Origin of the sequence: Micromonospora sp. WMMA1996 (assembly GCF_002573675.1) — a bacterium.
In the GTDB taxonomy this organism is placed as follows: domain Bacteria; phylum Actinomycetota; class Actinomycetes; order Mycobacteriales; family Micromonosporaceae; genus Micromonospora; species Micromonospora sediminicola.
In genome coordinates, this window is sequence record NZ_PDHU01000001.1 from 1,391,727 (window position 1) to 1,412,796 (window position 21,070).

Here is a 21,070-nt window from a genome sequence, read left to right on the forward strand (position 1 = left end):
TCCCGTCCGCCCCCGCGATCAAGGGCTTAGCGTCACCCGAGCGTTCGGGGCCGACGCAAACTCCTTGATCAACAAGGAGGGGGCGGGCGGGACGGGGAGGGGCGGGGCAGGGCGGGGCGGGGAGGTGGGGTCAGGAGGGGAGGGGGGTCAGGAGGGGAGGGGGGTCAGGAGGGGAGGGGGGTCAGGAGGGGAGGGGGGTCAGGCGGGTGCGGGGGCCGGCGCGGAGGACGCCCGACGGCAGCTTCTTGCCGACCAGGTGTTCGGCCAACTCCGCCGCCTCGATCAGGGCGTCCAGGTCGATGCCGGTGTCGATGCCCATGTCGTGCAGCATGTGCACCGCCTCCTCGGTGGCCAGGTTGCCGCTGGCGCCCGGGGCGTAGGGGCAGCCCCCGAGCCCGCCGACGCTGGCGTCGAACTCGGTGACACCCAGCTCCATGGCGGTCAGCATGTTGGCCAGGGCGGTGCCCCGGGTGTTGTGGAAGTGCAGCAGCACCGGCAGGTGGGCGTTGCGGTCGCGGACGGCGGTGACCAGCTCGCGGACCCGTCGGGGCGTACCCATGCCGGTGGTGTCGCCGAAGGCGACGCGGTCCGCGCCGTCGCGGGCGACGCGGTCGACGATCGCGGCGACCCGCCGCGGGTCGACGTCGCCCTCGTAGGGGCAGCCGAAGCTGGTCGCCACGATCACCTCGGCGGTGGCGCCCGCGCCGTGCAGCAGGTCGATCAGCTCGGCGATGTCGTCGAGCGACTCCTCGGTCGAGCGGTTGACGTTGCGCCGGTTGTGCGTGTCGCTGGCCGAGACCACCACCTCGATCTCGGTGAAGCCGGCGGCCAGTGCCCGCTGGGCGCCCCGGGTGTTGGGCACCAGGGCCGAGTAGCGCACCCCGTCGACCTTCTCCGCCCGCCGCCACACCTCGTCGGCGTCGGCCATCTGCGGGATGGCCTTCGGGTGGACGAAGGAGACGGCCTCGATGCGCCGCACCCCGGTCCGGGACAGCGCGTCGAGCAGCCGCACCTTGGCGTCGGTGGGGATCGGCTCCTCGTTCTGGAGCCCGTCCCGGGGTCCTACCTCACGGATGCTGACGTGGTCCGGCAGTTCCGCCATTGGGGGTCACCTCGCTGTGACGTCGTTCGTGCCTCGTCTCCCCGAAGTGTGACACCCCGGCCGGGGTCGACCCGCCGGCAGATCCGTGATGGTGTCGTATCGGGCCGCCGCCGTTCGTGGAACTGGTGGGGCGGCCGATCGGGCCGCGGCCCGGGACCGAGGGGGACGACATGACGGAGTACCTGATCGCGTTCAACGACGAGTGGGTGCACGAGCACACGGCGGACGAGATGCGCGAGAAGGACGTCGCCGTGCGGGCCGTGATCGACGAGCTGCTGGCGGAGGACGTGCTGATCTTCGCCAACGGCGGGCTCGACCGGTCCACCGTGGTGTGCGCGGTCGAGTCGGTCGACGGCGGGCCCGTCTTCACCGACGGCCCGTACGCCGAGACCAAGGAGCACCTCGGCGGGTTCGTCGTCGTGGACGTGGCGGACGACGCGGCGGCCCGGCACTGGGCCGGCCGGCTCGCGACGGCGCTCGGCTGGCCGCAGGAGGTGCACCGGTTCCGCGGCCCCGGGCAGGCCCGGCGCGCCGTCTCCGTCCAGCGGTGAACGCCCCCTCGGCGGTCGCCGCCGAAGGAGCGCTCACCCGGGCCCACCGCGAGGAGTGGGCGCGGGTGGTCGCCGACCTCACGCGCCGCTTCGGCGACCTGCACGTCGCCGAGGACGCGACGGCGGAGGCGTTCGCGGCGGCTGCGGCACGCTGGCCGTGCGAGGGCGTGCCGCCCAGTCCCGGTGGCTGGCTCGCCACCACGGCGACCCGCAAGGCGATCGACTGGCTCCGTCGTGAATCGCAGCGCGACGCCAAGCACCGGGCGGCCCTGATCATGTACGACGACACCCCTCCCCGGCCGACCGGCCCGATCGCTGACGACCGGCTCCGGCTGGTCTTCGTCTGCTGCCACCCGGCCCTGGGCATGGAGGCCCGGGTGGCGCTCACCCTGCGCCTGGTCGGCGGCCTCACCGTCGCCGAGATCGCCCGCGCCTTCCTGGTGCGGGAGACCGCGATGGCGCGGCGGATCACCCGGGCCAAGGAGAAGATCAGAGCCGCGGGCATCCCGTACCGGGTGCCGTCGGCCGACGACATCCGCGAACGGCTCGACGGCGTGCTCGCGGTGGTCCACCTCGTCTTCAACGAGGGCTACCTGGCCGGCGAGGGGGACGACCCGCTCCGCGTCGACCTCAGCGACCGGGCGATCCACCTCGGCCGGCTGCTCCGCACCCTGCTCCCGGACGACGGCGAGGTCGCCGGGCTGCTCGCCCTGATGCTCCTCGTCGACGCCCGGCGGCCGGCGCGGGTGGCCCGCACCGGAGAGCTGGTGACCCTCGCCGAGCAGGACCGTGGCGCGTGGGACCGGGCCCGCGCCGCCGAGGGCAGGGCCCTGGTCCGGGAGCGGATCGGGGCGCTCGCCGCCGGCGGTGACCCACCCGGGCGCTACCAGCTCCAGGCCGCGATCAACGCGGTCCACATGGAGGCGCCGTGCGCGGCGGACACCAACTGGTCCACGATCGTCGCCCTCTACGACCGCCTGGTGCTGCTCGACCCGTCGCCGGTCGTGCGGCTCAACCGCGCGGTCGCGGTCGCCGAGGTCGACGGCCCCGGCGCCGGGCTCGCCGAGATCGACCGGCTCACCCGGGCCCTCGACGGCTACCACGCCCTGCACGCCGCCCGCGCCGACCTGCTGCGTCGGCTCGGCCGCGACGACGCGCGGGCGGCGTACGACCGGGCGATCGGTCTCGCCGGCAACGCCGCGGAACGCGCCTACCTGACCCGCCGCCGCGACCAGCTCGGCGGCGACCCCGTCCTGGTGCCGGACGGCCGGTAGCGACGGCACCGCCGTCCGGCACCAGCGCTGGTCAGCGCATCCGGCCGACGATGCCGGTGTCGTAGTCGCCGGAGAGGAACTCCGGGTTCTCCAGCAGTTCGGCGAAGAACGGCAGGTTGCACTTCGGGCCGACGATCTCGAACTGGGCGACCGCCGCGCGCGCCCGCTCGACCGCCTCCTCCCGGGTCGCGCCGCTGACGATCAGCTTGGCCAGCAGGCTGTCGTAGAACGGGGTGACGGTGTTGCCGGCGACGTAGCCGGAGTCGACCCGCACGCCGGCGCCGGAAGGCTCGTTCCAGGTGGTGATCGCGCCGGGGCCGGGCAGGAAGCGCTTCGGGTCCTCGGCGTTGATCCGCAGCTCGATGGCGTGGCCGCGCGGGGTGAGCGCGTCCGGGTCGAACGTCGGCGCGAGGCCGGACGCCACCCGGAGCTGCTCCTCGACCAGGTCGACGCCGTAGACGTACTCGGTGACCGGGTGCTCGACCTGGAGCCGCGTGTTCATCTCCAGGAAGAAAAATTCTTCGGCGAGGGAGCTGTCGCCCTTGAGATCCCGCTGACGCGGGACCAGCAGGCACTCGACCGTGCCGGCGTTGCGGTAGTCGACCGCCTCACCCGCCCGGACCGCCGCGGCCAGGAACCGCTCCCGCAGCTCCGGCGAGACCGCCGGGGACGGCGACTCCTCGACCAGCTTCTGGTTGCGCCGCTGCACCGAGCACTCCCGCTCGCCCAGCGCCACCACCCGGCCGTCGGCCAGGCCGAGGATCTGCACCTCGACGTGGCGCACCCGGGGGAAGTAGCGCTCGATCAGCACCGAGCCGTCGCCGAACATCCGCTCGGCGAACGCGCGGACCTTGTCGTACTCGGTGCGCAGCGCGGCCTCGTCGGCGGCCACGCCCATACCCATGCCGCCGCCGCCCGCGGCGGCCTTGACCATCACCGGGTAGCCGATCTCGGCGGCGGCGGCGACGGCCGCGTCCAGGTCGGCGGCCGGTTCGGTGGTGCCGGGCGCGACCGGCACGCCGGCCGCCGCCATCAGGTTACGAGCGTTGATCTTGTCGCCCATCGCGGTGATCGCGTCCGCGCCGGGTCCGACCCAGATCAGGCCGGCCCCCTCGACGGTACGGGCGAAGTCGGCGTTCTCCGACAGGAAGCCGTAGCCGGGGTGGATCGCCTGCGCGCCGGTGCTCCGGGCCGCGTCGAGGATCGCCTCCACGTTGCGGTAGCTCTGCGCCGGGTTGGCCGGCCCGACACAGACCGCCTCGTCGGCCTCGGCGACGAACGGCAGGTCGGCGTCGGCCTCCGAGTGCACCGCGACGGCCCGGATCCCGAGCCGCCGGGCGGTGCGGATCACCCGCCGGGCGATCTCCCCCCGATTGGCGACCAACAACGATTCGATCATGTTCGGCACGGACGTGACCCCTTCTCGACGCAAAGCCGGGGTCCCTTCTTAACACGCGTTAAGGTGAGCGCGGCGTGTCAGGTCGGGTCGGTGGGCGCGAGCAGGGCCGCCAGGGTCGCGCCGCGCAGCAGCTCGGCCCGCCGCCGGCGGTCCACCTCGCCGCCGAGGAACGGGGTGGAGTTCATCAGGCCGAACGCGGCGTGGGCGAGCACCCGCGCGGCGCCGTCCGGCAGACCGGGGTGCAGCGCGGTCAGCACGGTGACCCACTCCTCCACGTACATCCGCTGGAGGCGGCGGATGCGGCGGCGCGGCTCGTCCGGGAGGCGGTCCAGCTCGTGCAGGTGCAGCGCGATCACCGCCGGGTTCGCCAACGCGAACTCGACGTGGAAGTCGATCAGCGACTCCAGCGCGCCGCGGGCGTCGTCCGGGTGGCCGGCGGCCCGTTCCCGCCCGCCCGCGAGCAACCCCTCGCTCACCGGGATCAGGGCGGCGACGAGCATCGCCTCCTTGCCGGCGAAGTGGTGGTAGAGCGCCGGGCCGGTGACGCCGGCGGCCGCGCCGATGTCGTCCATCGACACGCCGTGGTAGCCGCGGGCCGCGAAGAGGCCGACCGCGATCTCCAGGATCTCGTCCCGCCGGGACCGACGCCGGGCCGCGCCCGCCGCACCCCGCGCCTGCTGTTCCACCGCCACCGGGCCAGCCTAGACCTCGCGTCCCGGGTGAGGCAGCCGTGGTTACCCGTCGGTCGCCTCACACCGGCACGCTCTCACTCCTCCCCGATGCCGTGCTCCGCCCGGATCTTCGCCGCCTCGGCCGGGCGGTCCTGGTCGTCCAGCGCCCGGGCGAGCAACCAGGCGGCCTGGGCGGCCGGACGGGAACCGGTGGGCAACCCGGCGAGCACCGGGCCCAGCAGACGTTCGGCCTGGTCGGGTCGACCGTCGCGGAGCAGCAGCTCACCGGTGAGGACCTCGACCTGCGCCGCCTCGCCGAACGCCTCGATCGACCGGAGCCGGTCGGGCACGCCGTCCAGCCGGTCCAGCGCCGCGGTGATCCGCTCCTCGGCGATCAGCACCCGGGCCACCGCGTCGGCGGCCATCGCCCGCTCGTACGTCACCACGGGCGGCTCGTCCGGCAGCCCGGCGAGCGCCCCGACGGCCTCGTCCACCCGCTCGATCGCGGCCACCGCCGCCGGCAGGTCACCGGACCAGTGCAGGGCGAGCATCTCCCGCCGCCGGGCCCGCAGCTCGTCCACCGGATAGCCGGCCAGCCGCCAGGCGGTCGCGGCCGCCGCGAACCGTTGCGCGGCCAGCGCGTCCCGGTCGTCGTCGTACAGGATGCCGCCGGCCTCCTCCAGCACCTGCGCCCGCTGCGGGAGATTGTCCGGCCCGTCCAGGTTCTCGGCCAGTTGGTCGAGCAGCCCGAGCGCCAGGTCGGGCTCGCTGAGCCCCTCGTAGATCCCCGCCAGCAGGTGCCGGCAGCGGTCGGCCTCGGCCTGCGCGCCGGCCCGGTCGAGGCCGAGCACCGCCTCCTCCGCCACCTCGGCGGCCTCGGTCAGCCGACCGGCGGCCCGGTAGGCCTCGGCCAGCTCCCAACGCAGCAACGCGTCGCCCGGCAGCCCCTGCTCGACGCAGAGGGTGACCGCCTCGGCGAGATCCTCCACCGCCTCGGCGGCCCGCTCGGCGGCGAGCAGCGCCCGCCCCCGGGTGACCCGCAGCGGCAGCCGGGCGCCCGGCGGCGCGACCGCCAACGCCTCGTCGCACGCCGCCACCGCGTCGGCCGGGTCGTCCGTCGCGCGGACGTAGGCCAGGCAGGCGGCGGTCAGCATCTCGCCGTCACCCACCTCGCCGGCCAGCCGACGGGCCCGCACCGCCGCGTCGCGGAACTCGTCGGCCCGCTCCAACCGCTCCAGCACGTGCGTGCGGTGCAACGCCACCCGGCCGTCCAGCCACGGGTCGAGGCCGGCGTCGGCGTCGGCGCGGTCGAGCGCGTCCAACGCCTCCGCCCACCGCTCCCGGTGCACGTGGGCCAGCGCGAGCCGGTCCCAGGCGGCGGCGCGCTCGCGCGGCTCACCGTGCGCGGCCAGGTGCTCGGCCGCCTCCCGGGCCAGGGTCAGCCCCTCCTCGGCGCTCTCCTCGACGGTGCTGAGCAGCGCGCCGAGCCGACCGGCCACCACCTGGGCCCGGAGCGGGTCCGGCACCTCGCGCCAGGCGGCCAGCGCGGCTCGGTTGACCTCGATCGCCACCGGCACGCCGTCGTCGTCCTGGGACACCTCACCGGCCCGCAGTTCGAGCCGCCGGGCCCGGGTGGCGGCCGGCAGCTCGGCGTCGCCGAACCGCTCGTCGTACGCGCGCAGCGCGGCGACCAGCCCGTCCCGCCGGTTGGTGCGCCAGCACTCCTCGGCCAGCGCCAGCAGCTCGTCGGGGTCGGCCTGGGCCGGCACGGTGACCGGTGCGGCGGTCACCGGCCCGCCGCCGGAGCGCGGGGCGGGCACCGGCGGGCGGCGCAGGCTCGCCGAGAGCGGGAGGTGCTCGCCGTCCGGCTCGGCCGCGATCCGCCGGGCGATCCGCTCGGACTGGTGGGTGGTGCCGTTGCGGGCGTCGAACCGCTCGGCAAGCGCGGTGGCCGAGTCGGCCAGCTCGTCGGCGAGCGCGCCCGCCGGCACGTCGGCGGCCGGCCGGTCAGCGGCGGCCCGACGGTGCACGGTCAGGTCGGCCGGCACCTGCCGCAGCGCCGCCGCGGCGGCGGCCGCGAAGTGCATGCCGGCGGCCGGGGTGGGTGCCCGGTCCAGCCAGTCGAGGTGCCGTTCGACCAGCTCCAGCGCGCGTGCCCCGTTGCCGGTGACCGTGCAGAACTCGACGTGGTCGGCGATCTCCCACAGGTCGGCGAGGCGACCGCGCAACCGCCGGTACGCCTCCCGGTGCGCGTCCCGCGCCTGCTCCTGCCGACCGGTCTCGCGGTAGGAGGCGAGCAGCGCGGTGAGGATCCCCTGCGGCTGCTCGACGCAGTTCAGCCGGCCGGCGAGCACCGGCTCGGCGAGCGCCACCGCCTCGTCGTGCCGGCCGATGTCGGCCAGGTAGCCCACCTGCGTGGTCGGGTCGCAGCCGGCGCAGTCGGAGAGCGCGTCCCGGGGGGTGGTCATCCAGAGGCGGTACGCCTCGGCGGCCGCCGACTCGTCGCCCAGGTGGTCGGCGACCAGGAACCGGTGCTTGTGGACCGCCTGGAGCGAGTGCCCGGACTCGCGGTAACGCCGTTCCATGTCGTCGAGCACCGCGTACGTCCGGTCCAGCGGCAGCTCGGGGAACTTCAGCATGGCGTTGACCATGTACTTGAAGTACCAGAGGAGCTGGTGGGTGTAGCCCTGGTGGTAGGGCTGCGGGTCCCGGTCGAACTCGGCCAGGCACCAGGAGAACGTGACGAACGACTTCGCCGGCTCCCCACCGTGGACGTACGCCGGGGTGGCGGTGATCCGGGCGGCGAAGGCCAGGTGCCGGTCCTCGCCCGCGTCGGCCCGGCGCAGCAACTGCTCCAGCGCCGCGATCTGCCCCGGGCCGTACGGCATGGACTCGATCTCGCGCAGCATCCGCCAGAGGTCTTCGTCGGTCACGAGGTCACTCCTGTCCCGGTACGGCCCGGCCGAGCAGGCCGAGGAAGGAACTGTTCAGCAGCGCGGCGTCGGCCGCCCGGATCGGATGGTGGCCGAGCAGCAGGGCCTGCCCGTAGAGCGCCTCGACGGCCAGCCCGACCAGCTCCGGGTCGGTCAGCGTGGTGACCCGGCGGACCAGCGGGTTGCGGTGGTTGAGGACCAGCTGCGGCCGGTCCGGCGGGGCGGAGGCGGCCAGCGCGTCGAGCACCCCGCCCCACAGCTCGTCGGCCCGGTCGCGGCTGGCGGCGAGCTGGTCGTGGAAGGCGGCCGAGCGGGACACCAGGTAGAGCGCCGGCAGCGAGACCGGGTCGTAGGCCCGGACCACCACCTCGCAGCCGAGCCGTTCCAGGGCCCGCTGCGCCCCGGCGAGGAACGGGCGCAGGGCCAGCTCGGTCGCCGGGTCGAGGATCTCGAACCGGGTGGTGAGGTCGCTCGGCTCCAGCCGCTCGATCAGCACCGACCGGTCCACCGTGGGCAGCCGCTCGATCAGCTCGGTGTCGTAGGTGTAACCGCCGTTGACCACGGCCAGGTCCTGCGCGGCGGCCACGGCGGCGAGCTGGCGGAACTCGTCCAGGCTGGCGGCGTAGCGGATCAGGCCGTGCCGGCTGCGGAACTCGGCGAGCGTGAGCGTGCCGACGTTGGTGTCCATCGGCCACCACTGGTCGACCAGGCGGAGCATCTCGTCGTCGTGCAGCGCCAGCGCCTTGACCCCGAGGTGGTGGACCTGGAGGAACTCGGCGAGCCGGTGCGGGTCGTGCGTGGCGAGCCGGACCAGCCAGCCGCGGATCTGGTCGCCGAGCGACTCCCGGACGGCGCCGAGCAGGGCGTCCTCGTAGAGCGCCTCGCGGCTGGCGGTGGGACGCAGCTCGCCGGCGTCGACCACGCAGTGGGCGAAGAACGCCCACTCGGGCAGCAGGCCGTCGGCGTGCTCGGCGAGCAGCATCCGCTTGAGGTAGACCCGGTGCCCGGCCCGCGCGGCCGGGTTCACCGGCGTGGGCAGGATGAAGGCCACGCCGGTGAGGCCTGCCTCGGGCACCGACAGCGGCACCACGTCGAACGGGACGAAGCCGAGCAGGTCACGGGCGTAGCGGGCCAGCCCGGCCCGGTCGACGGCCGCGCCGGGCGTGGTCGGCCAGGGCGGCGGGCCGGCGGTGGTCGGCGTGTCGCCGACGCGGACGTCCACCGGCAGCAGGCTGCCGTAGAGGCGGGCCAGCTCGGTCACGGTGGGGGTGCCGAACCACTGGTCGGCGTCGCGTCGGGGCACCAGCGTCACCGTGGTGCCGGGCTCGCTGCGGGCCTGCTCCGGCTCGGCGAGCCGCACCGCGTAGCGCCCGTCGGACCAGCCCGTCCAGAGCACGGTCGGCTGGTCGGCGTGTCGGGTGACCACCCGGATCTCGTCCGCGACCAGGAAGCAGGAGAGCAGGCCGATGCCGAACTGACCGAGGAACTCGTGCCGGGAGAAGCCCAGCTCGTCCCGCTTGGAGCTGCGGCCGATCGTGGCGAGCAGCTCGTGCACCTGGGACTCGGTGAGGCCGATGCCCGTGTCGTGCACGCGCAGCGTCCCGTCGCCGGTCAGCTCCGGCGGCTCGACCCGGACCCGGGCCGGGGCGTCCGGCTCGGTGGCCCGACGGGCCGTGATCGCGTCGACGGCGTTCTGGAGCAGCTCGCGCACGTAGACCCGCGGGCTGCCGTAGAGGTGATGACTGAGCAGGTCGACCACGCCACGGAGGTCGACCTGGAAGGTGCGGTCCAATCGCGCTCCCGGTGCCGGATTTCGGCGCTCACCGTACCGGCCGTGGCCGACAGTGTCCGCCCCCCTTTCCGTCGGTCGGCTTGACCCTCGACCCGGTGCAGGCCGCACCGTCCGTCGGCATGACCACCACCGTCCTGGGCCGGAGCTACCGGCTGCTCTGGTCCGCCGCCGTCTGCTCCCGGCTCGGCGACGCGCTGCGTACGCCGGCCCTGGCGCTGCTGGCCGCGACGCTCACCCGGGATCCCCGGGCGGTCGCCGCGGTGACCGTGGCCGGGCAGCTCCCGCCGCTGCTCCTCGGCCTGCTCGGCGGCGTCTACGCGGACCGGTGGGACCGGCGCCGGACGATGGCCGTCGTGGACGGCGCCCGGGCCGTGGTGGTGGCGGCACTGGCCTGGCTCGTGGCCACCGGGCAGGCCGGCATCACCACGCTGGCCGCCGCCGCACTGCTGCTCGCTCTGCTGGGCACGCTCTTCGACGCGTCCGCGTTCGCCCTGCTGCCCGCCGTGGTTCCGCCCACCGCGCTGGCCCGCGCCAACGCCCACCTCCAGGCCGGCACCACGGTGGCGGGCGGTTTCGTCGGCGCCCCCCTGGCCGGCGTCCTCTTCGCCACCGCCGCCGCCCTCCCGTTCACCGTGGACGCCCTCACCTTCGCCCTCGCCGCCGCCCTCGTCCTCGCGATCCCCCGCCGATCTTGCACTTCCGGCCCGGACGAAACCCCGGAAAGCAGACGGAACGCGGGCCGCAACCGCAAGATCGGCGGCATCGGGGTGTGGCGGGAGGGGTGGGAGGGGGTGCGGTGGGTCTGGGGGGATCGGGGGTTGCGGGGGTTGGCACTCGCGTCGGCGGGGTCGAATCTGGCGATCAGCGGGCTCGCGGCCGTGCTGGTGCTCTACGCGCTGGAGGTGCTGCGGGTGCCGGCGGCGGCGTACGGGCTGTTCTCGGCGGGCGTGATCGCCGGCGGGTTGATCGGCGCGCTGCTCGCCGGCCGGCTGGCCGCTCGGTTCGGCACGCTGCCGGCGCTGCGCGGGGTGCTGCTCGGGCAGACGCTGGCGTTGACCGGGTTCGCGCTGGCCCGGCACCCGCTGACCGGTGGGCTGGCGCTGGCCGGCCTGGCCGCCGGCACCACGATCTGGAACAGCCTCTGGTCCGCGTACGGGCAGCGGCACGTGCCCCCGGGCCTGCTCGGCCGGGTCGGCGCGGCACAACGGACGCTCGGTCTGGCCGCCGCCCCGGTCGGCGCGGCGCTCGCCGGGTTCGCCGGCCGGGCGTACGGGCTGGCGCCGGTCGGTTGGGCCGCCGCGGCGGTGTTCGCGCTGGTGACGGTCGCCGCCTGGGTCACGTTGCGGGACGGCGGCGTCGGGTCACCCCTGGCCGGGCTCGAAGCCGGCCAGCCGGACGGCGAGGCGCTGCCGGGCCGGCGGGAGCGCGGAGACCACGCGGAGCAGCAGGTTCCGTAGCGGCCGGACGGCCGGCGGGGCGGCGGCGAGCCGGGTGAGCCCGGCGGCGAAGCCGAGCACCTCCTCGGCCCGGGGGCGGCGCTCGGCGGCGTACGCGTCGAGGGCCTCCGGGCCGGCGGCGAGCGCGTCGCCGAGCGCGACCGCGTCCCGCAGGCCGAGGTTCATCCCCTGCCCACCGGCCGGGCTGTGCACGTGCGCCGCGTCGCCGGCCAGCAGGACCGGGCCGGACCGGTAGGTGTCCGCGATCCGGTGGTGGATCCGGAACCGGGAGGCCCAGGCCACGTCGAGGACCCGGTCCGGCCGGCGGACCGGGCCCCGCTCGTCGAGCAACGCCTGGAAGTGCCGCGCCTGCGGCTCGCGCGGCGCGTCAGTCACGGTGGCGACCAGCCGGACCGTGCCGTCGGGCAGCGGCGCCCAGATGAGCGGGCCCTGTCGGGACAGGAAGAGGGTGACCTGGTCGCGCGGGAGCGTGCTGTCCACCCGCACGTCGGCGAGCAGGAACGACTCGCCGGGGTCGGCCGGGCCGCCGAACCCGATGCCGGCCAGTTCGCGGACCCGGCTGTGCATGCCGTCCGCGCCGACGACCCAGCGGGCCCGGACCGTGCCGCCGTCGGCGAACCGCGCGGTGGCGCCGCCGTCGTCGAGGTCGAGGCCGGTCAGCTCGTACGGCCGGCGCACCCGCCCGCCGAGCGCGGTGAGCCGGTCGGTGAGCACCACCTCGGTCTCGGCCTGCGAGATCAGCAACGCGTACGGGTAGCGGGACGGCAACCGGTCGAAGGGGACGGCGGCGAGAACGCGGTCCCGGTCGCGGACGGTGAACCGGGTCGAGTGCAGCCCTCGGGCGGCCAGCGGGGCGGCCACCCCGATCCGGTCCAGCACCTCCAGCGTGCCGGCGTGCACGACGGCGGCGCGGGAGGTGACGGGCGGCTCGGCCAGCCGGTCGACCACGGTCGCGGTCATGCCGTGACCGGCGAGGGCCACCGCCACGGCGAGGCCGGTCGGCCCGGCTCCCACCACGAGGACGTCCGTGGACTCGGGCAGCATCGCTCCACCTCCGGCTGGGTCAACAACTGTTTGCCAACGCTTGTTGACCCAACACTAGCGTCGATGTCAACGGCTGTTGGCCTACAGTCGTGGACATGACCGACACGGCCCCCCGCACCCGCCGCTCGGACGCCACCCGGGCGGCCATCCTGCGCGCCGCCCGGGCCCGCTTCGCCGCCGACGGCTACGACCGCGCCACCATCCGGGCCATCGCCGCCGACGCCCGGATCGACCCGTCCATGGTCATGCGCTACTACGGCAGCAAGGAGGGGCTCTTCGCGGCGGCGGCCGAGTTCGACCTGCACCTGCCCGACCTGACCCAGGTGCCGCCGGAACGGCTCGGTGAGACGCTGATCCGGCACTTCGTGCGCCGCTGGGAGGCGGACGGGACGCTGGTCGCCCTGCTCCGGGCCGCCAGCACCAACCCCGGGGCGGCCGAACGGATGCGCGGCATCTTCGCCGACCAGCTCGCCACCGCCGTGGCCCGGTCCGGCGCCGACCCGGCCACCGCCGCCCGCCGGGCCGGACTGGTGGCCAGTCAGATCCTCGGCCTCGCCCTCACCCGGTACGTCGTCCGGCTGCCGCCCGTGGTCGACCTCGACCCGGAGGAGCTGGCCGCCTGGGTCGGCCCGACGATCCAGCGCTACCTGACCCAACCTTTCCCCCCGTCCCACGCGTCTGCGAGGTGACGGAGGGAGGAGCCGGATGAGGCGTGCCGCGGACGACGGGCGGGCCGACTACCTCGCGTTCGTCGAGGCCCACCAGCACCGGCTGCTGCGTGCCGCGTACCTGGTCTGCGGCAACCGGCACCAGGCCGAGGACTTGCTCCAGGAGGCGTTGCTCAAGCTGGCGCTGCGCTGGCCCTCGGTGCGCGACGGCGACCCGGCCGCGTACGTGCGGGCCATCCTCTACCGGGACGCGGTCTCCTGGTGGCGGCGCCGGCGGCGGGAACGGCTCAGCGCGTACCCGCCGGAGCGGGCGGGCGCGGACGCCGACGACGCGCTGCGACTCTCCGTCCGCGCCGCGCTCGACCGGCTCCCGCCACGCCAGCGGGCGGTCCTGGTGCTGCGCTACTTCGAGGACCTGACCGAGGCGGCCACCGCCGAGGCGCTCGGGGTCACGGTCGGCACCGTCAAGAGCCAGTGCCACGACGCGCTGCGCCGGCTCCGCCAGGTGGCGCCCGACCTCGGCGGCGCCGGCGACGGCCTGGTCACCGGGATGGAGGCGAACCCGTGAACGACCCCGACCTGACCCGGCTGCTGACCCGGGCCGCCGAGGACGTCCGGCCGACCCGGCCCGCCGCCACCGGATGGGAACGCGCTCGCCGGGTCCGCCGCGCCCGCCGGGCCGCCGGCGCCGTCGCCCTGGCCGTCGCGCTGGTCACCGGCGGCACGGCGGCGCTCCTGCACCGCGCTGCCCCCGCCCCGACCCACCCGGTGGTACGCCCGGACCCGAGCGCGCCGCCGGTGCAGCAACCCCCGCTCGAACTCGACCTGGTCGCCGATCCGCTCGGCCGGCTCGGCGACCGGGTGGCCGCGCCGCTCTCCGCCCGGCCGGTCGACCGGGCGCTGGCACTTCGCCAACCGGTCGATCCGAAGACCGGCGAGGCCGGCCCGGTCCGGGTGCTCGGCGACGACGGGCTGGTCCGGGAACTCGACGTGGTGACGCTCGCCCCCACCCGGGACGCCAGTGGCAACGAGGCCGCGCCGCTCAAGCCGGGCAGCCTGTCGCCGGACGGCCGGACCGCCGCGTTCGCGCAGACCGGCGAGGTGGTCGTGGTCGACCTGACCGACGCCTCCGTCCGCCGCTACCCGCTCGCCGGCTACCTGGAACACGTCGTCTGGGCCGGCGACCGGCTGCTCGTCGGCGACAACGACACCACGTACGAGCTGGACCGGGGCAGCGGGAAAGCCCGCGAGCTGCCGGTCGACCCGTGGGGGTTGGTCGTGCCCGAGCCGGGCCGCCCCGGCGACCTGCTCGCCCTCGGCGGCGCGGAGGACGGCCTGTCCGTACGCCGCTATCCCGGCACCGGCGGCACGCCCCAGCAGCGGCCGGTGGGCACCGGCGACCTTCCGCCCGGCTACCGGCTGGACGAGGTCTACGGGCGGGGCTGGCAACGCGGCGACCGGATCGCCAAGGCAGGCTGGACCACCACCGGCAGCATGGGCGGGGCGGAGGGCGTGGCCGTGGTGGACGCCCGCACCGGGGCGGTCACCCGCCTGCTCGACCTGGGCCGCGAGGACCGGGCGAAGGCCTGCTGCGAGGTGCTCGGGTGGTCGGCCGACGGTGCGGTGCTGTTCCGCTCCGACCCCACCGGCCTGGCCCGCTGGCGACCGGAGACCGGCGAGGTCGATCTGGTGGCCCGCGACGTGACCGGGCCGGTGTCGTTGCCCGCCCGCTGACCGGCCGGCCCCCGGACGAGGGCCGGCCGGGACGCTCAGCGGGTCAGGCCGCCGGGCTGGTCGCCCTTGACCACGGGTGCCCGGACCAGGTTGCCCCACTCGGTCCAGGAGCCGTCGTAGTTGCGCACCTGCGGGAAACCGAGCAGGTGGTGCAGCACAAACCAGGTGTGGCTGGACCGCTCGCCGATCCGGCAGTAGGCCACCACGTCGTCGGACGGGCTCAACCCGAGCTGGTCGGCGTAGATCGCGCGCAGCTCGTCGGCCGACTTGAACGTGCCGTCGTCGTTCGCGGCGGACTTCCACGGCTTGCTCACCGCGCCCGGGATGTGCCCGCCACGCAGCGCGCCCTCCTGCGGATAGTCGGGCATGTGCAGCATCTCGCCGGTGTACTCACCCGGCGAACGCACGTCGACCAGCGGCCGACCGGCCGCCACGTGCGCCATCACCTGCTCCCGGTAGGCCCGGATCGGCGCGTCGTCGCGCGTCGGCACCGGATAGGTGGCACGCGGCCGGCTCACCTTCTCCCGGGTCAGCTCCCGCCCCTCGGCGGTCCACTTCTGCCGGCCTCCGTCGAGCAGCCGCACGTCGGCGTGGCCGAAGAGGGAGAAGACCCAGAGGGCGTACGCGGCCCACCAGTTGAAGTTGTCGCCGTAGAAGACCACCGTGTCGTCGCGCCCGATGCCCTTGGCCGCGCACAGCTCGGCGAAGCTCGCGGCGTCCAGATAGTCGCGGGTGACCTGGTCGTTCAGTTCGGTGTGCCAGTCGACCTTGACGGCGCCGGGGATGTGGCCGGTGTCGTAGAGGAGCACGTCCTCGTCGGACTCGACCACCACGAGGCCCTCGTCGCCCAGGTGCTCGGCCAACCACTCCGTGGTGACCAGGCGCTGCGGGTCGGCGTACGACTGGAGGCGGGGATGCGGATCACTCGGCACAGGCATGATCCCCAAGGTACGCCGGATCAGCGGGCGGCGGCGCCGGTCAGGCGCGGCGGTGCACCAGCCGGCCGGCGACCACGGTGGCCCGGCACGAACCATCCGCGTCGAACACGGCCAGATCGGCCCGGCCGCCGACCACCAGCGTGGCCGGTCGCGCCCCGGGCAGCACGGCCACCTCGTTGCGGACCGCGGCGGCCCGCAGCGCCGGGTCGGCGACGTGCGGGTCGAGCACCGCGGCGACGCCGAGGCGGAACAGCGCGTGCACCCGCTCGCGGGGCGTCGGGGCCTCGGGCAGCGGCCCGTCGTGCACCAGCGCCGGCCCGAGCGTGCCGGACCACCGCCGCACCCGCACCCCGGGGTACGCGTCGGTCAGCTCGCCCGGCGACGCGACCGCCTCGACCCGGTCGCCGGCGACCAGGACCGCGAGCCCGGCGCGGGGCTCGTCGTCGAGGGTGAGCCGCAGCAGGTCGGCGGCGTGCACGGTGCGCACCGGTCAGTCGGCCTCGACCGGGCCGAGCACCGGCCGCTTGGCGGTGACGAAGTCGCCGGAGGACCGCCCGGTCAGCCGCCGCCGGATCCACGGGGCCAGGTGCTGCCCGGCCCAGCGCAGGTCGGCGGCGCGCGCGGCCAGCCACGGCGTGGGCGCCGGGTGCGGCGGCACCATCAGCCACTCCTCGTCGCAGCCGACGCCGAGCGCGTCGAGCACCTGGGCGGCGACCCGCCGGTGCCCGGCCGCGGACAGGTGCAGCCGGTCGGTGCTCCACAGCATCGGGTTGAGGTAGGCCTCGTCGGCGTAGAGGTCGACCAGGATCGCGCCGTGCCGCTCGGCGACCTCGCCGACCACCCGGTTGAGCAGGGTCACCCGGGGCGCCACCAGCCGCTGGCCGGGCAGCCGGGCCATCACGTCGGCGAACCGGAACAGCACCACGTCGCTGCCGCCGCCGCGCAACCGCCCGACCACCGCGTCGAAGCGCGGCACGAAGGAGTCCGGGTCGAAGTTGCGCCGCAGCACGTCGTTGCCGCCGGCCGCGAAGCTGATCAGGTCGGGTTTCATGGCCAGCGCGGACGGCACCTGCTCGGCCACGACGTTCGGGAACAGTCGGCCCCGGATGGCCAGGTTGGCGTAGCCGAAGTCCGGCCCCGCCTCGGCGGCGAGCCGGGTGGCGACCAGGTCGGCCCAGCCCCGGTAGCTGCCGTCCGGATACGCGTCGTCCATGCCCTCGGTGAAGCTGTCGCCCACCGCCACAAAGCTGCGCCAGCGCACGGCGCCTCCCCCTCAGACGTCCCGGCAGAATCGCGTCGCTCAGTCTGTCACCGTCCGGGCCGGTCCCGACGCCCCTGGGGGCCGGACGTGGCGGACGTCTCGACGTCCTGTTCCCGACAGCCCGCCGACCGGACAAAACCCCCGGCACGTCCGGGCGGGGCAGAATCCGTCGGCCGGACCGGGGATGATGTTCGCCGTCATCCGGTCGGGCGAGCCGCCCGGCCGGTCCCGCGTACGGCACGAGCGAGGAACCACATGACGCAGGGGCACCCACCGGCGGCAGGTTGGCCACCGCCCGGCAACGCTCATCCCCCGGCCGGCCCGCCGCCCGCACCCGGGCCGCCGTGGGCGCAGCCACCACCGCCGCCACCGAAGTCCCGCCGAGGGCTCTGGATCGGGCTCGCGGCCGGCGCGCTCGCGCTGGCGGTCTGCGCCGGCACGCTGGTCGGCGTCGGGCTGGGCCTGCGCGGCGACGACGAGGAGGGCGCCGCGCCGAAGGCGGCCGCCGCGGCCAACGGCGTCACGGTCACCAACGCCGAGCTGGCCGCCCTGCTCGACCGGCACACGAAGGCGCTGGCCGACAAGGACCTGGACGGCTACCTGGCCGCGTTCGACCCGGCCCGCAAGGACCTGGTGGCCGGGCAGACGCAGCTCTTCCGCAACCTGGGCAAGCTGCCCCTGTCGGTGGCCCGCTACGAGACCGTCGAGCAGCAGGGCCGGGCCAGCGACGCGTTCGGCCAGGGTGTCACGTTCCAGCTCGACGTCTCCTTCGTGCACCAGTTCGACGGCTTCGACCTGGCCCCGGTGACCGAGTGGTACCGCTGGACGATCGTCCGCACCGGCCGGGACGCGCCGATCCGGGTCACCGCCGTCACCGGCGCGCCGGCCGCCGCCGGGGGCAGCTCGAAGACCGTCTACCACCCCGGCCCGTGGGACAAGTGGCGGGACATCCACGTCGAGCGGACGCCGCACGCCCTGCTCATCACCGACGCCACCCGCGCCGCGGAGGCGAAGCGCCACGCCCCGGCGGCCGAGGCCGCGGTCGCCCACGACCTCGCCGTGTGGCGGTCCGGCGGGCTGCCCGGCCCGGTGCCGAAGGGCTTCGTCCTCGCGCTGGCCAAGGGCAAGGACGAGCTGACCTCGCTCTACCGGGTCGGCAAGGAGAAGGCCACCGAGGCGGGGTTCTCCCTCGGCATGGTGGCGGCCGAGCGCACGGACGGGAAGTTCACCATCGGCGGCACCCGCGTGGTCGTCGACACCGGCGAGGACTACTTCACCCGCTCCGGCGGCGGCGGCAACGACGCCGGCATGGTCTTCCGGCACGAGGTGGCGCACTCGCTGATGACCCCCCGGACCGACCTGGCCGAGGTGGACGCGTTCGACCGGCTCGACGAGTGGGTGGTCGAGGGCTTCGCCGAGTACGTCGCCTTCCACGGCCGCCCGCTGGGCGCGAGCGAGCGCACGGCGGCGGCCCGGCGGCTCGTCCGGGACGGGTGGAACGGCACGCTGCCGGGCAACGGCGAGTGGGACGCCCCGGGCCGGGTCAGCTTCCACTACTGGCTCGGGCACGCGGCGATGAACCACCTGGCCGAGAAGTACGGGGAGGCGAAGCTGTTCCGCTTCGTCGACGCCGTCTACGCCGGCACCCCGACCGACCGCGCCGCCCGGGACGTGCTGGGCGTGTCACTCGACGAGTTCCAGGCCGGTTGGGCCTCCTACGTCCGCGCCCAGGCGCGCTGAGCCGGATCGGAGACGACGGATGACGTACCAGCACCAGCACCAGCAGCCGCCGCCCGCGTACCCGCCGGCGGGTTGGCCCGGCCCGGCCGGTCCGCCGCCCGCGGCGCCGAAGCGGCGCGCGCGTCTGGCGCTGCTCCTGGCCGGCGGTCTGGTCGCCGTGCTGGCGGTCGCCGCTGGCACCGCCTACGGCGTGTCCCGGCTGGTCGGCGGCGACGACGACGGGCGGGAGCTGCGCACGGCCTGGGTGCTCGACTTCCCCGAGCGGCAGCGCAACGGCCTGAAGACGTTCGACGGGCAGGACATGTTCGGCGCCTGGCTGATCGGCGACGCGGTGGCGCGCGCCCAGCCCGACGGGATCATCGCCTACCGGCTGACCGACGGCGGGCAGGCGTGGGGCGTGCCGGCACCGCCGGGCAACTCGCTCTGCGGCGCCGCCCAGACGCTGGCCGAGGGGCGCGGCGTGGTGGCGCTCGGCTCCGCCGACTCCTGCGACACGCTGGTCGGCTTCGACGCCGCCGCCGGCACCCGGACCTGGCAGGTGACGTTCCCGGCCGAGCGCCTGAAGGGCCGGGGCATGCTCACCGCGCCGGACCTGTCGGTGGCCGGCGGGCAGGTGGTCGTCCGTTCCGACCAGCGCGTCCTCGGCTACTCGCTGGCCGACGGCAAGCGGCTCTGGCAGACCGACGCCGACCGGCTGCTGCCCGGCCGGGACTGCCGGGTCACCGACGCGCAGGCCGCCGGCACGCAGGCCGTGGTGACCGCCCGCTGCGACGGCGTCCGGGGCGCGCTGCTCGGCCTGGACCCGGCCACCGGCGCGGTGCGCTGGCGGCAGCAGTTGCCCGACGCGCAGCAGAGCGACGGCGTGCTCAGCGTCGACCCGCTGGTCAGCCTGCCCGGCCTGGACGGCCGGACGTTCGTCGCGCGCGACGCCGCCGGGAAGGCGCGGGCCACGTTCGGCAACCCCGTCGGCGGTACGCGCTTCAGCGACCTGCCGGTCAACCGGTCGAACACGGTGGAGGGTCCGGCGGTCCGGCCCTACCTGGCCGACGCCGGCACGCTCTACCTGCCCACCGAGGCGGCGAACGTGCCGGGCAAGATGCGCCAGGCCAACCAGGTGGTGGCGATCGACCTGGCCACCGGGGAGCGACGCTGGGTCTCGACCGGGCACACCGACAGCGAGGTGGAGCTGATCCGCCTCGACGAGCAGGGGGTGCTCGCCTGGGAGGTCGGCGACCACCGGGACCTCCCGCCGCGGCTGGTCCGGATCGACCCGGCGACCGGAAAGGCGGCGGTGCTCGCCGAGGGGCCCCGGTCGGCCGGCACCGAGGGCAGCGACGCGAAGGTCCTGGAGCGGGACGGGACGGTGGTGCTGGTGCCGTGGAAGCACGTCAGCGCGGACGCGGCGATCACCGTCCTGCGGTGAACGGCCGCGGGGCGGGCCACCCGTCGGTGACCCGCCCCGCGTGACGGCTCCGGTCAGGGGACGTAGGCCAGCAGCGCCGCCCCGCCCAGCCCGGCCGGCTCGGTCACCGTGCCCACCGGCTGGAACGTGCGGTCCAGGACGGTGATGCCGCCGTCCCGCCGGACCAGCACCGTGCCGTCGGTGGCGAACAGGATGCTGCGGACCGTACCGTCGCCGGGCAGGTCCACCGTCTTGCCGGTGGTGGTGTCGACCACCGCGAAGCTCCCGTCGTTGCGGGACGTGTCGGTGTTGATCCAGCCGACGGCCACGTACCGGCCGTCGGACGAGACGCTGCGGACCCGCCAACCGTCGTGGCGCGCCGCCTCGGCCTTCGGCGGGGTGTAGCGGTAGAACACGGCCTTACCGTTGTTGGTCGCGTACGGCCGGCCCTCGGAGACGGCCGCCCAGTTCCGCCCGTCCGGGGTCCACCACTTCAGGGTCTCGTTCCCGGCGTCCCCGTCGGCCGGCCGGCGGGTGGTCAGGTCGAGGAGCGCGAGGTGGCCCTCCTGCTGCACCAGGAGCCGGTCGTTGGTGTTCCAGACGAGCGGCTGGTCACCGAGGCAGGTGGTTCGGCCGGAGTAGGGCGACCGCTTCGCGATCGTGGCCCGGCCGGAGCCGTCCACCAGGGCGGTCACGAGCGTGCCGGCCTCCGCCCCGGCCGCTCCCTCCACCCAGGCCAGTCGCTCGCCGTACGGCGAGATGGTGATCGTGTTCCGGACACACTCGCCGCCGCCGTACGGCACGGTCGTGCTCACCCGGTCCGTGTCGCCCCGCACGACGTGGATCTCGGCGGCCCGCTCGCCGAACGCCAGGTAGTAGCGGGTGCCGGACAGCGCGGTGGACGAGGTGGCGGGGGCGGCGGCCGGGGTGACGGCGACGGTGGCGTCGGACGACGGCGTGGAGGTGGGCGCGGACGGTCTGGTTCCGGTCCCGCCGCAGGCGCTGACGCCCGCCGCGACGAACGCGGCGGCGGCGAGGGCGGCGACGGTACGCAGTCCGCGAGCGGTGGTGAAGACGTTCACGATGCAATCCTCGGGGGTTCGG

18 protein-coding genes are annotated in these 21,070 nt (G+C 75.5%); 8 read left to right on the top strand and 10 right to left on the bottom strand.

What is annotated here, in order from left to right; translation table 11 throughout:
- Nucleotides 1–181 precede the first annotated feature (181 nt).
- On the bottom strand, nt 182–1,093 hold the full coding sequence (locus COO58_RS06825) for a hydroxymethylglutaryl-CoA lyase (protein WP_176558859.1): 912 nt from the start codon (nt 1,091–1,093) through the stop codon (nt 182–184).
- A gap of 179 nt (nt 1,094–1,272) precedes the next feature.
- Between COO58_RS06825 and COO58_RS06830 the strand changes: the two genes are divergently transcribed.
- On the top strand, nt 1,273–1,653 hold the full coding sequence (locus COO58_RS06830) for a YciI family protein (RefSeq protein ID WP_098746149.1): 381 nt from the start codon (nt 1,273–1,275) through the stop codon (nt 1,651–1,653).
- Nucleotides 1,650–2,927: an RNA polymerase sigma factor gene (locus tag COO58_RS06835; protein WP_091566159.1), complete on the top strand. Its 1,278-nt coding sequence runs from the start codon at nt 1,650–1,652 to the stop codon at nt 2,925–2,927. The genes COO58_RS06830 and COO58_RS06835 overlap by 4 nt, the downstream gene beginning before the upstream one ends.
- A gap of 31 nt (nt 2,928–2,958) precedes the next feature.
- On the opposite strand, the gene COO58_RS06840 is transcribed toward COO58_RS06835, so the two are convergent.
- The 4 genes from COO58_RS06840 to COO58_RS06855 form a co-directional block, all read right to left on the bottom strand.
- On the bottom strand, nt 2,959–4,326 hold the full coding sequence (locus COO58_RS06840; RefSeq protein WP_091566162.1) for an acetyl/propionyl/methylcrotonyl-CoA carboxylase subunit alpha: 1,368 nt from the start codon (nt 4,324–4,326) through the stop codon (nt 2,959–2,961).
- A 77-nt stretch (nt 4,327–4,403) separates the two neighbouring features.
- Nucleotides 4,404–5,018: a TetR/AcrR family transcriptional regulator gene (locus tag COO58_RS06845; protein ID WP_098744212.1), complete on the bottom strand. Its 615-nt coding sequence runs from the start codon at nt 5,016–5,018 to the stop codon at nt 4,404–4,406.
- A 74-nt stretch (nt 5,019–5,092) separates the two neighbouring features.
- On the bottom strand, nt 5,093–7,930 hold the full coding sequence (locus COO58_RS06850; RefSeq protein WP_098744213.1) for a hypothetical protein: 2,838 nt from the start codon (nt 7,928–7,930) through the stop codon (nt 5,093–5,095).
- A 4-nt stretch (nt 7,931–7,934) separates the two neighbouring features.
- Nucleotides 7,935–9,722, bottom strand: a complete 1,788-nt coding sequence (locus tag COO58_RS06855; RefSeq protein ID WP_091566174.1) for an HSP90 family protein — start codon at nt 9,720–9,722, stop codon at nt 7,935–7,937.
- A gap of 119 nt (nt 9,723–9,841) precedes the next feature.
- Between COO58_RS06855 and COO58_RS06860 the strand changes: the two genes are divergently transcribed.
- Nucleotides 9,842–11,179: an MFS transporter gene (locus COO58_RS06860; RefSeq protein ID WP_098746152.1), complete on the top strand. Its 1,338-nt coding sequence runs from the start codon at nt 9,842–9,844 to the stop codon at nt 11,177–11,179.
- On the opposite strand, the gene COO58_RS06865 is transcribed toward COO58_RS06860, so the two are convergent.
- Nucleotides 11,084–12,223, bottom strand: coding sequence for an NAD(P)/FAD-dependent oxidoreductase (locus COO58_RS06865; RefSeq protein WP_098744215.1), 1,140 nt, complete (start codon nt 12,221–12,223; stop codon nt 11,084–11,086). The genes COO58_RS06860 and COO58_RS06865 overlap by 96 nt on opposite strands.
- A gap of 89 nt (nt 12,224–12,312) precedes the next feature.
- Here COO58_RS06865 and COO58_RS06870 point away from each other — a divergent pair, with 89 nt between their 5' ends.
- Genes COO58_RS06870 through COO58_RS06880 form a run of 3 tightly spaced genes read left to right on the top strand, consistent with a single transcriptional unit; the run spans nt 12,313 to nt 14,625 of the window.
- Nucleotides 12,313–12,912, top strand: coding sequence for a TetR family transcriptional regulator (locus COO58_RS06870; RefSeq protein WP_098744216.1), 600 nt, complete (start codon nt 12,313–12,315; stop codon nt 12,910–12,912).
- A 16-nt stretch (nt 12,913–12,928) separates the two neighbouring features.
- Nucleotides 12,929–13,459 carry a SigE family RNA polymerase sigma factor gene (locus COO58_RS06875; RefSeq protein WP_091566185.1) on the top strand — a complete coding sequence of 177 codons (531 nt, stop codon included), beginning with the start codon at nt 12,929–12,931 and terminating at the stop codon, nt 13,457–13,459.
- On the top strand, nt 13,456–14,625 hold the full coding sequence (locus COO58_RS06880; protein WP_098744218.1) for a hypothetical protein: 1,170 nt from the start codon (nt 13,456–13,458) through the stop codon (nt 14,623–14,625). The genes COO58_RS06875 and COO58_RS06880 overlap by 4 nt, the downstream gene beginning before the upstream one ends.
- Nucleotides 14,626–14,660: 35 nt before the next feature.
- Here COO58_RS06880 and COO58_RS06885 read toward each other — a convergent pair whose 3' ends face one another.
- The 3 genes from COO58_RS06885 to COO58_RS06895 are packed head-to-tail and all read right to left on the bottom strand — an operon-like array spanning nt 14,661 to nt 16,824.
- On the bottom strand, nt 14,661–15,563 hold the full coding sequence (locus COO58_RS06885; RefSeq protein ID WP_098744219.1) for a sulfurtransferase: 903 nt from the start codon (nt 15,561–15,563) through the stop codon (nt 14,661–14,663).
- A gap of 40 nt (nt 15,564–15,603) precedes the next feature.
- Nucleotides 15,604–16,050 carry a hypothetical protein gene (locus COO58_RS06890; RefSeq protein ID WP_098744221.1) on the bottom strand — a complete coding sequence of 149 codons (447 nt, stop codon included), beginning with the start codon at nt 16,048–16,050 and terminating at the stop codon, nt 15,604–15,606.
- Between the two features lie 3 nt (nt 16,051–16,053).
- On the bottom strand, nt 16,054–16,824 hold the full coding sequence (locus tag COO58_RS06895) for an SGNH/GDSL hydrolase family protein (RefSeq protein ID WP_098744222.1): 771 nt from the start codon (nt 16,822–16,824) through the stop codon (nt 16,054–16,056).
- Between the two features lie 255 nt (nt 16,825–17,079).
- Here COO58_RS06895 and COO58_RS06900 point away from each other — a divergent pair, with 255 nt between their 5' ends.
- Complete coding sequence (locus tag COO58_RS06900) at nt 17,080–18,564, top strand: hypothetical protein (protein ID WP_091566202.1); 1,485 nt, start codon at nt 17,080–17,082, stop codon at nt 18,562–18,564.
- A 19-nt stretch (nt 18,565–18,583) separates the two neighbouring features.
- A complete protein-coding gene (locus COO58_RS06905; RefSeq protein WP_098744224.1) occupies nt 18,584–19,987 on the top strand; it encodes a PQQ-like beta-propeller repeat protein in 1,404 nt (467 codons plus the stop codon).
- Nucleotides 19,988–20,040: 53 nt separating this feature from the next.
- On the opposite strand, the gene COO58_RS06910 is transcribed toward COO58_RS06905, so the two are convergent.
- The gene (locus tag COO58_RS06910) at nt 20,041–21,048 is read right to left on the bottom strand and encodes a hypothetical protein (protein WP_245666102.1); all 1,008 of its coding nucleotides are present in this window, start codon (nt 21,046–21,048) and stop codon (nt 20,041–20,043) included.
- Nucleotides 21,049–21,070 lie beyond the last annotated feature (22 nt).

Coding starts and splice junctions, on each gene's coding strand:
- COO58_RS06830 (WP_098746149.1), top strand. CDS start 1,273: ATGACGGAGTACCTGATCGCGTTCAACGACGAGTGGGTGCACGAGCAC.
- COO58_RS06840 (WP_091566162.1), bottom strand. CDS start 4,326: ATGATCGAATCGTTGTTGGTCGCCAATCGGGGGGAGATCGCCCGGCGG.
- COO58_RS06860 (WP_098746152.1), top strand. CDS start 9,842: ATGACCACCACCGTCCTGGGCCGGAGCTACCGGCTGCTCTGGTCCGCC.
- COO58_RS06865 (WP_098744215.1), bottom strand. CDS start 12,223: ATGCTGCCCGAGTCCACGGACGTCCTCGTGGTGGGAGCCGGGCCGACC.
- COO58_RS06875 (WP_091566185.1), top strand. CDS start 12,929: ATGAGGCGTGCCGCGGACGACGGGCGGGCCGACTACCTCGCGTTCGTC.
- COO58_RS06885 (WP_098744219.1), bottom strand. CDS start 15,563: ATGCCTGTGCCGAGTGATCCGCATCCCCGCCTCCAGTCGTACGCCGAC.
- COO58_RS06900 (WP_091566202.1), top strand. CDS start 17,080: ATGACGCAGGGGCACCCACCGGCGGCAGGTTGGCCACCGCCCGGCAAC.
- COO58_RS06905 (WP_098744224.1), top strand. CDS start 18,584: ATGACGTACCAGCACCAGCACCAGCAGCCGCCGCCCGCGTACCCGCCG.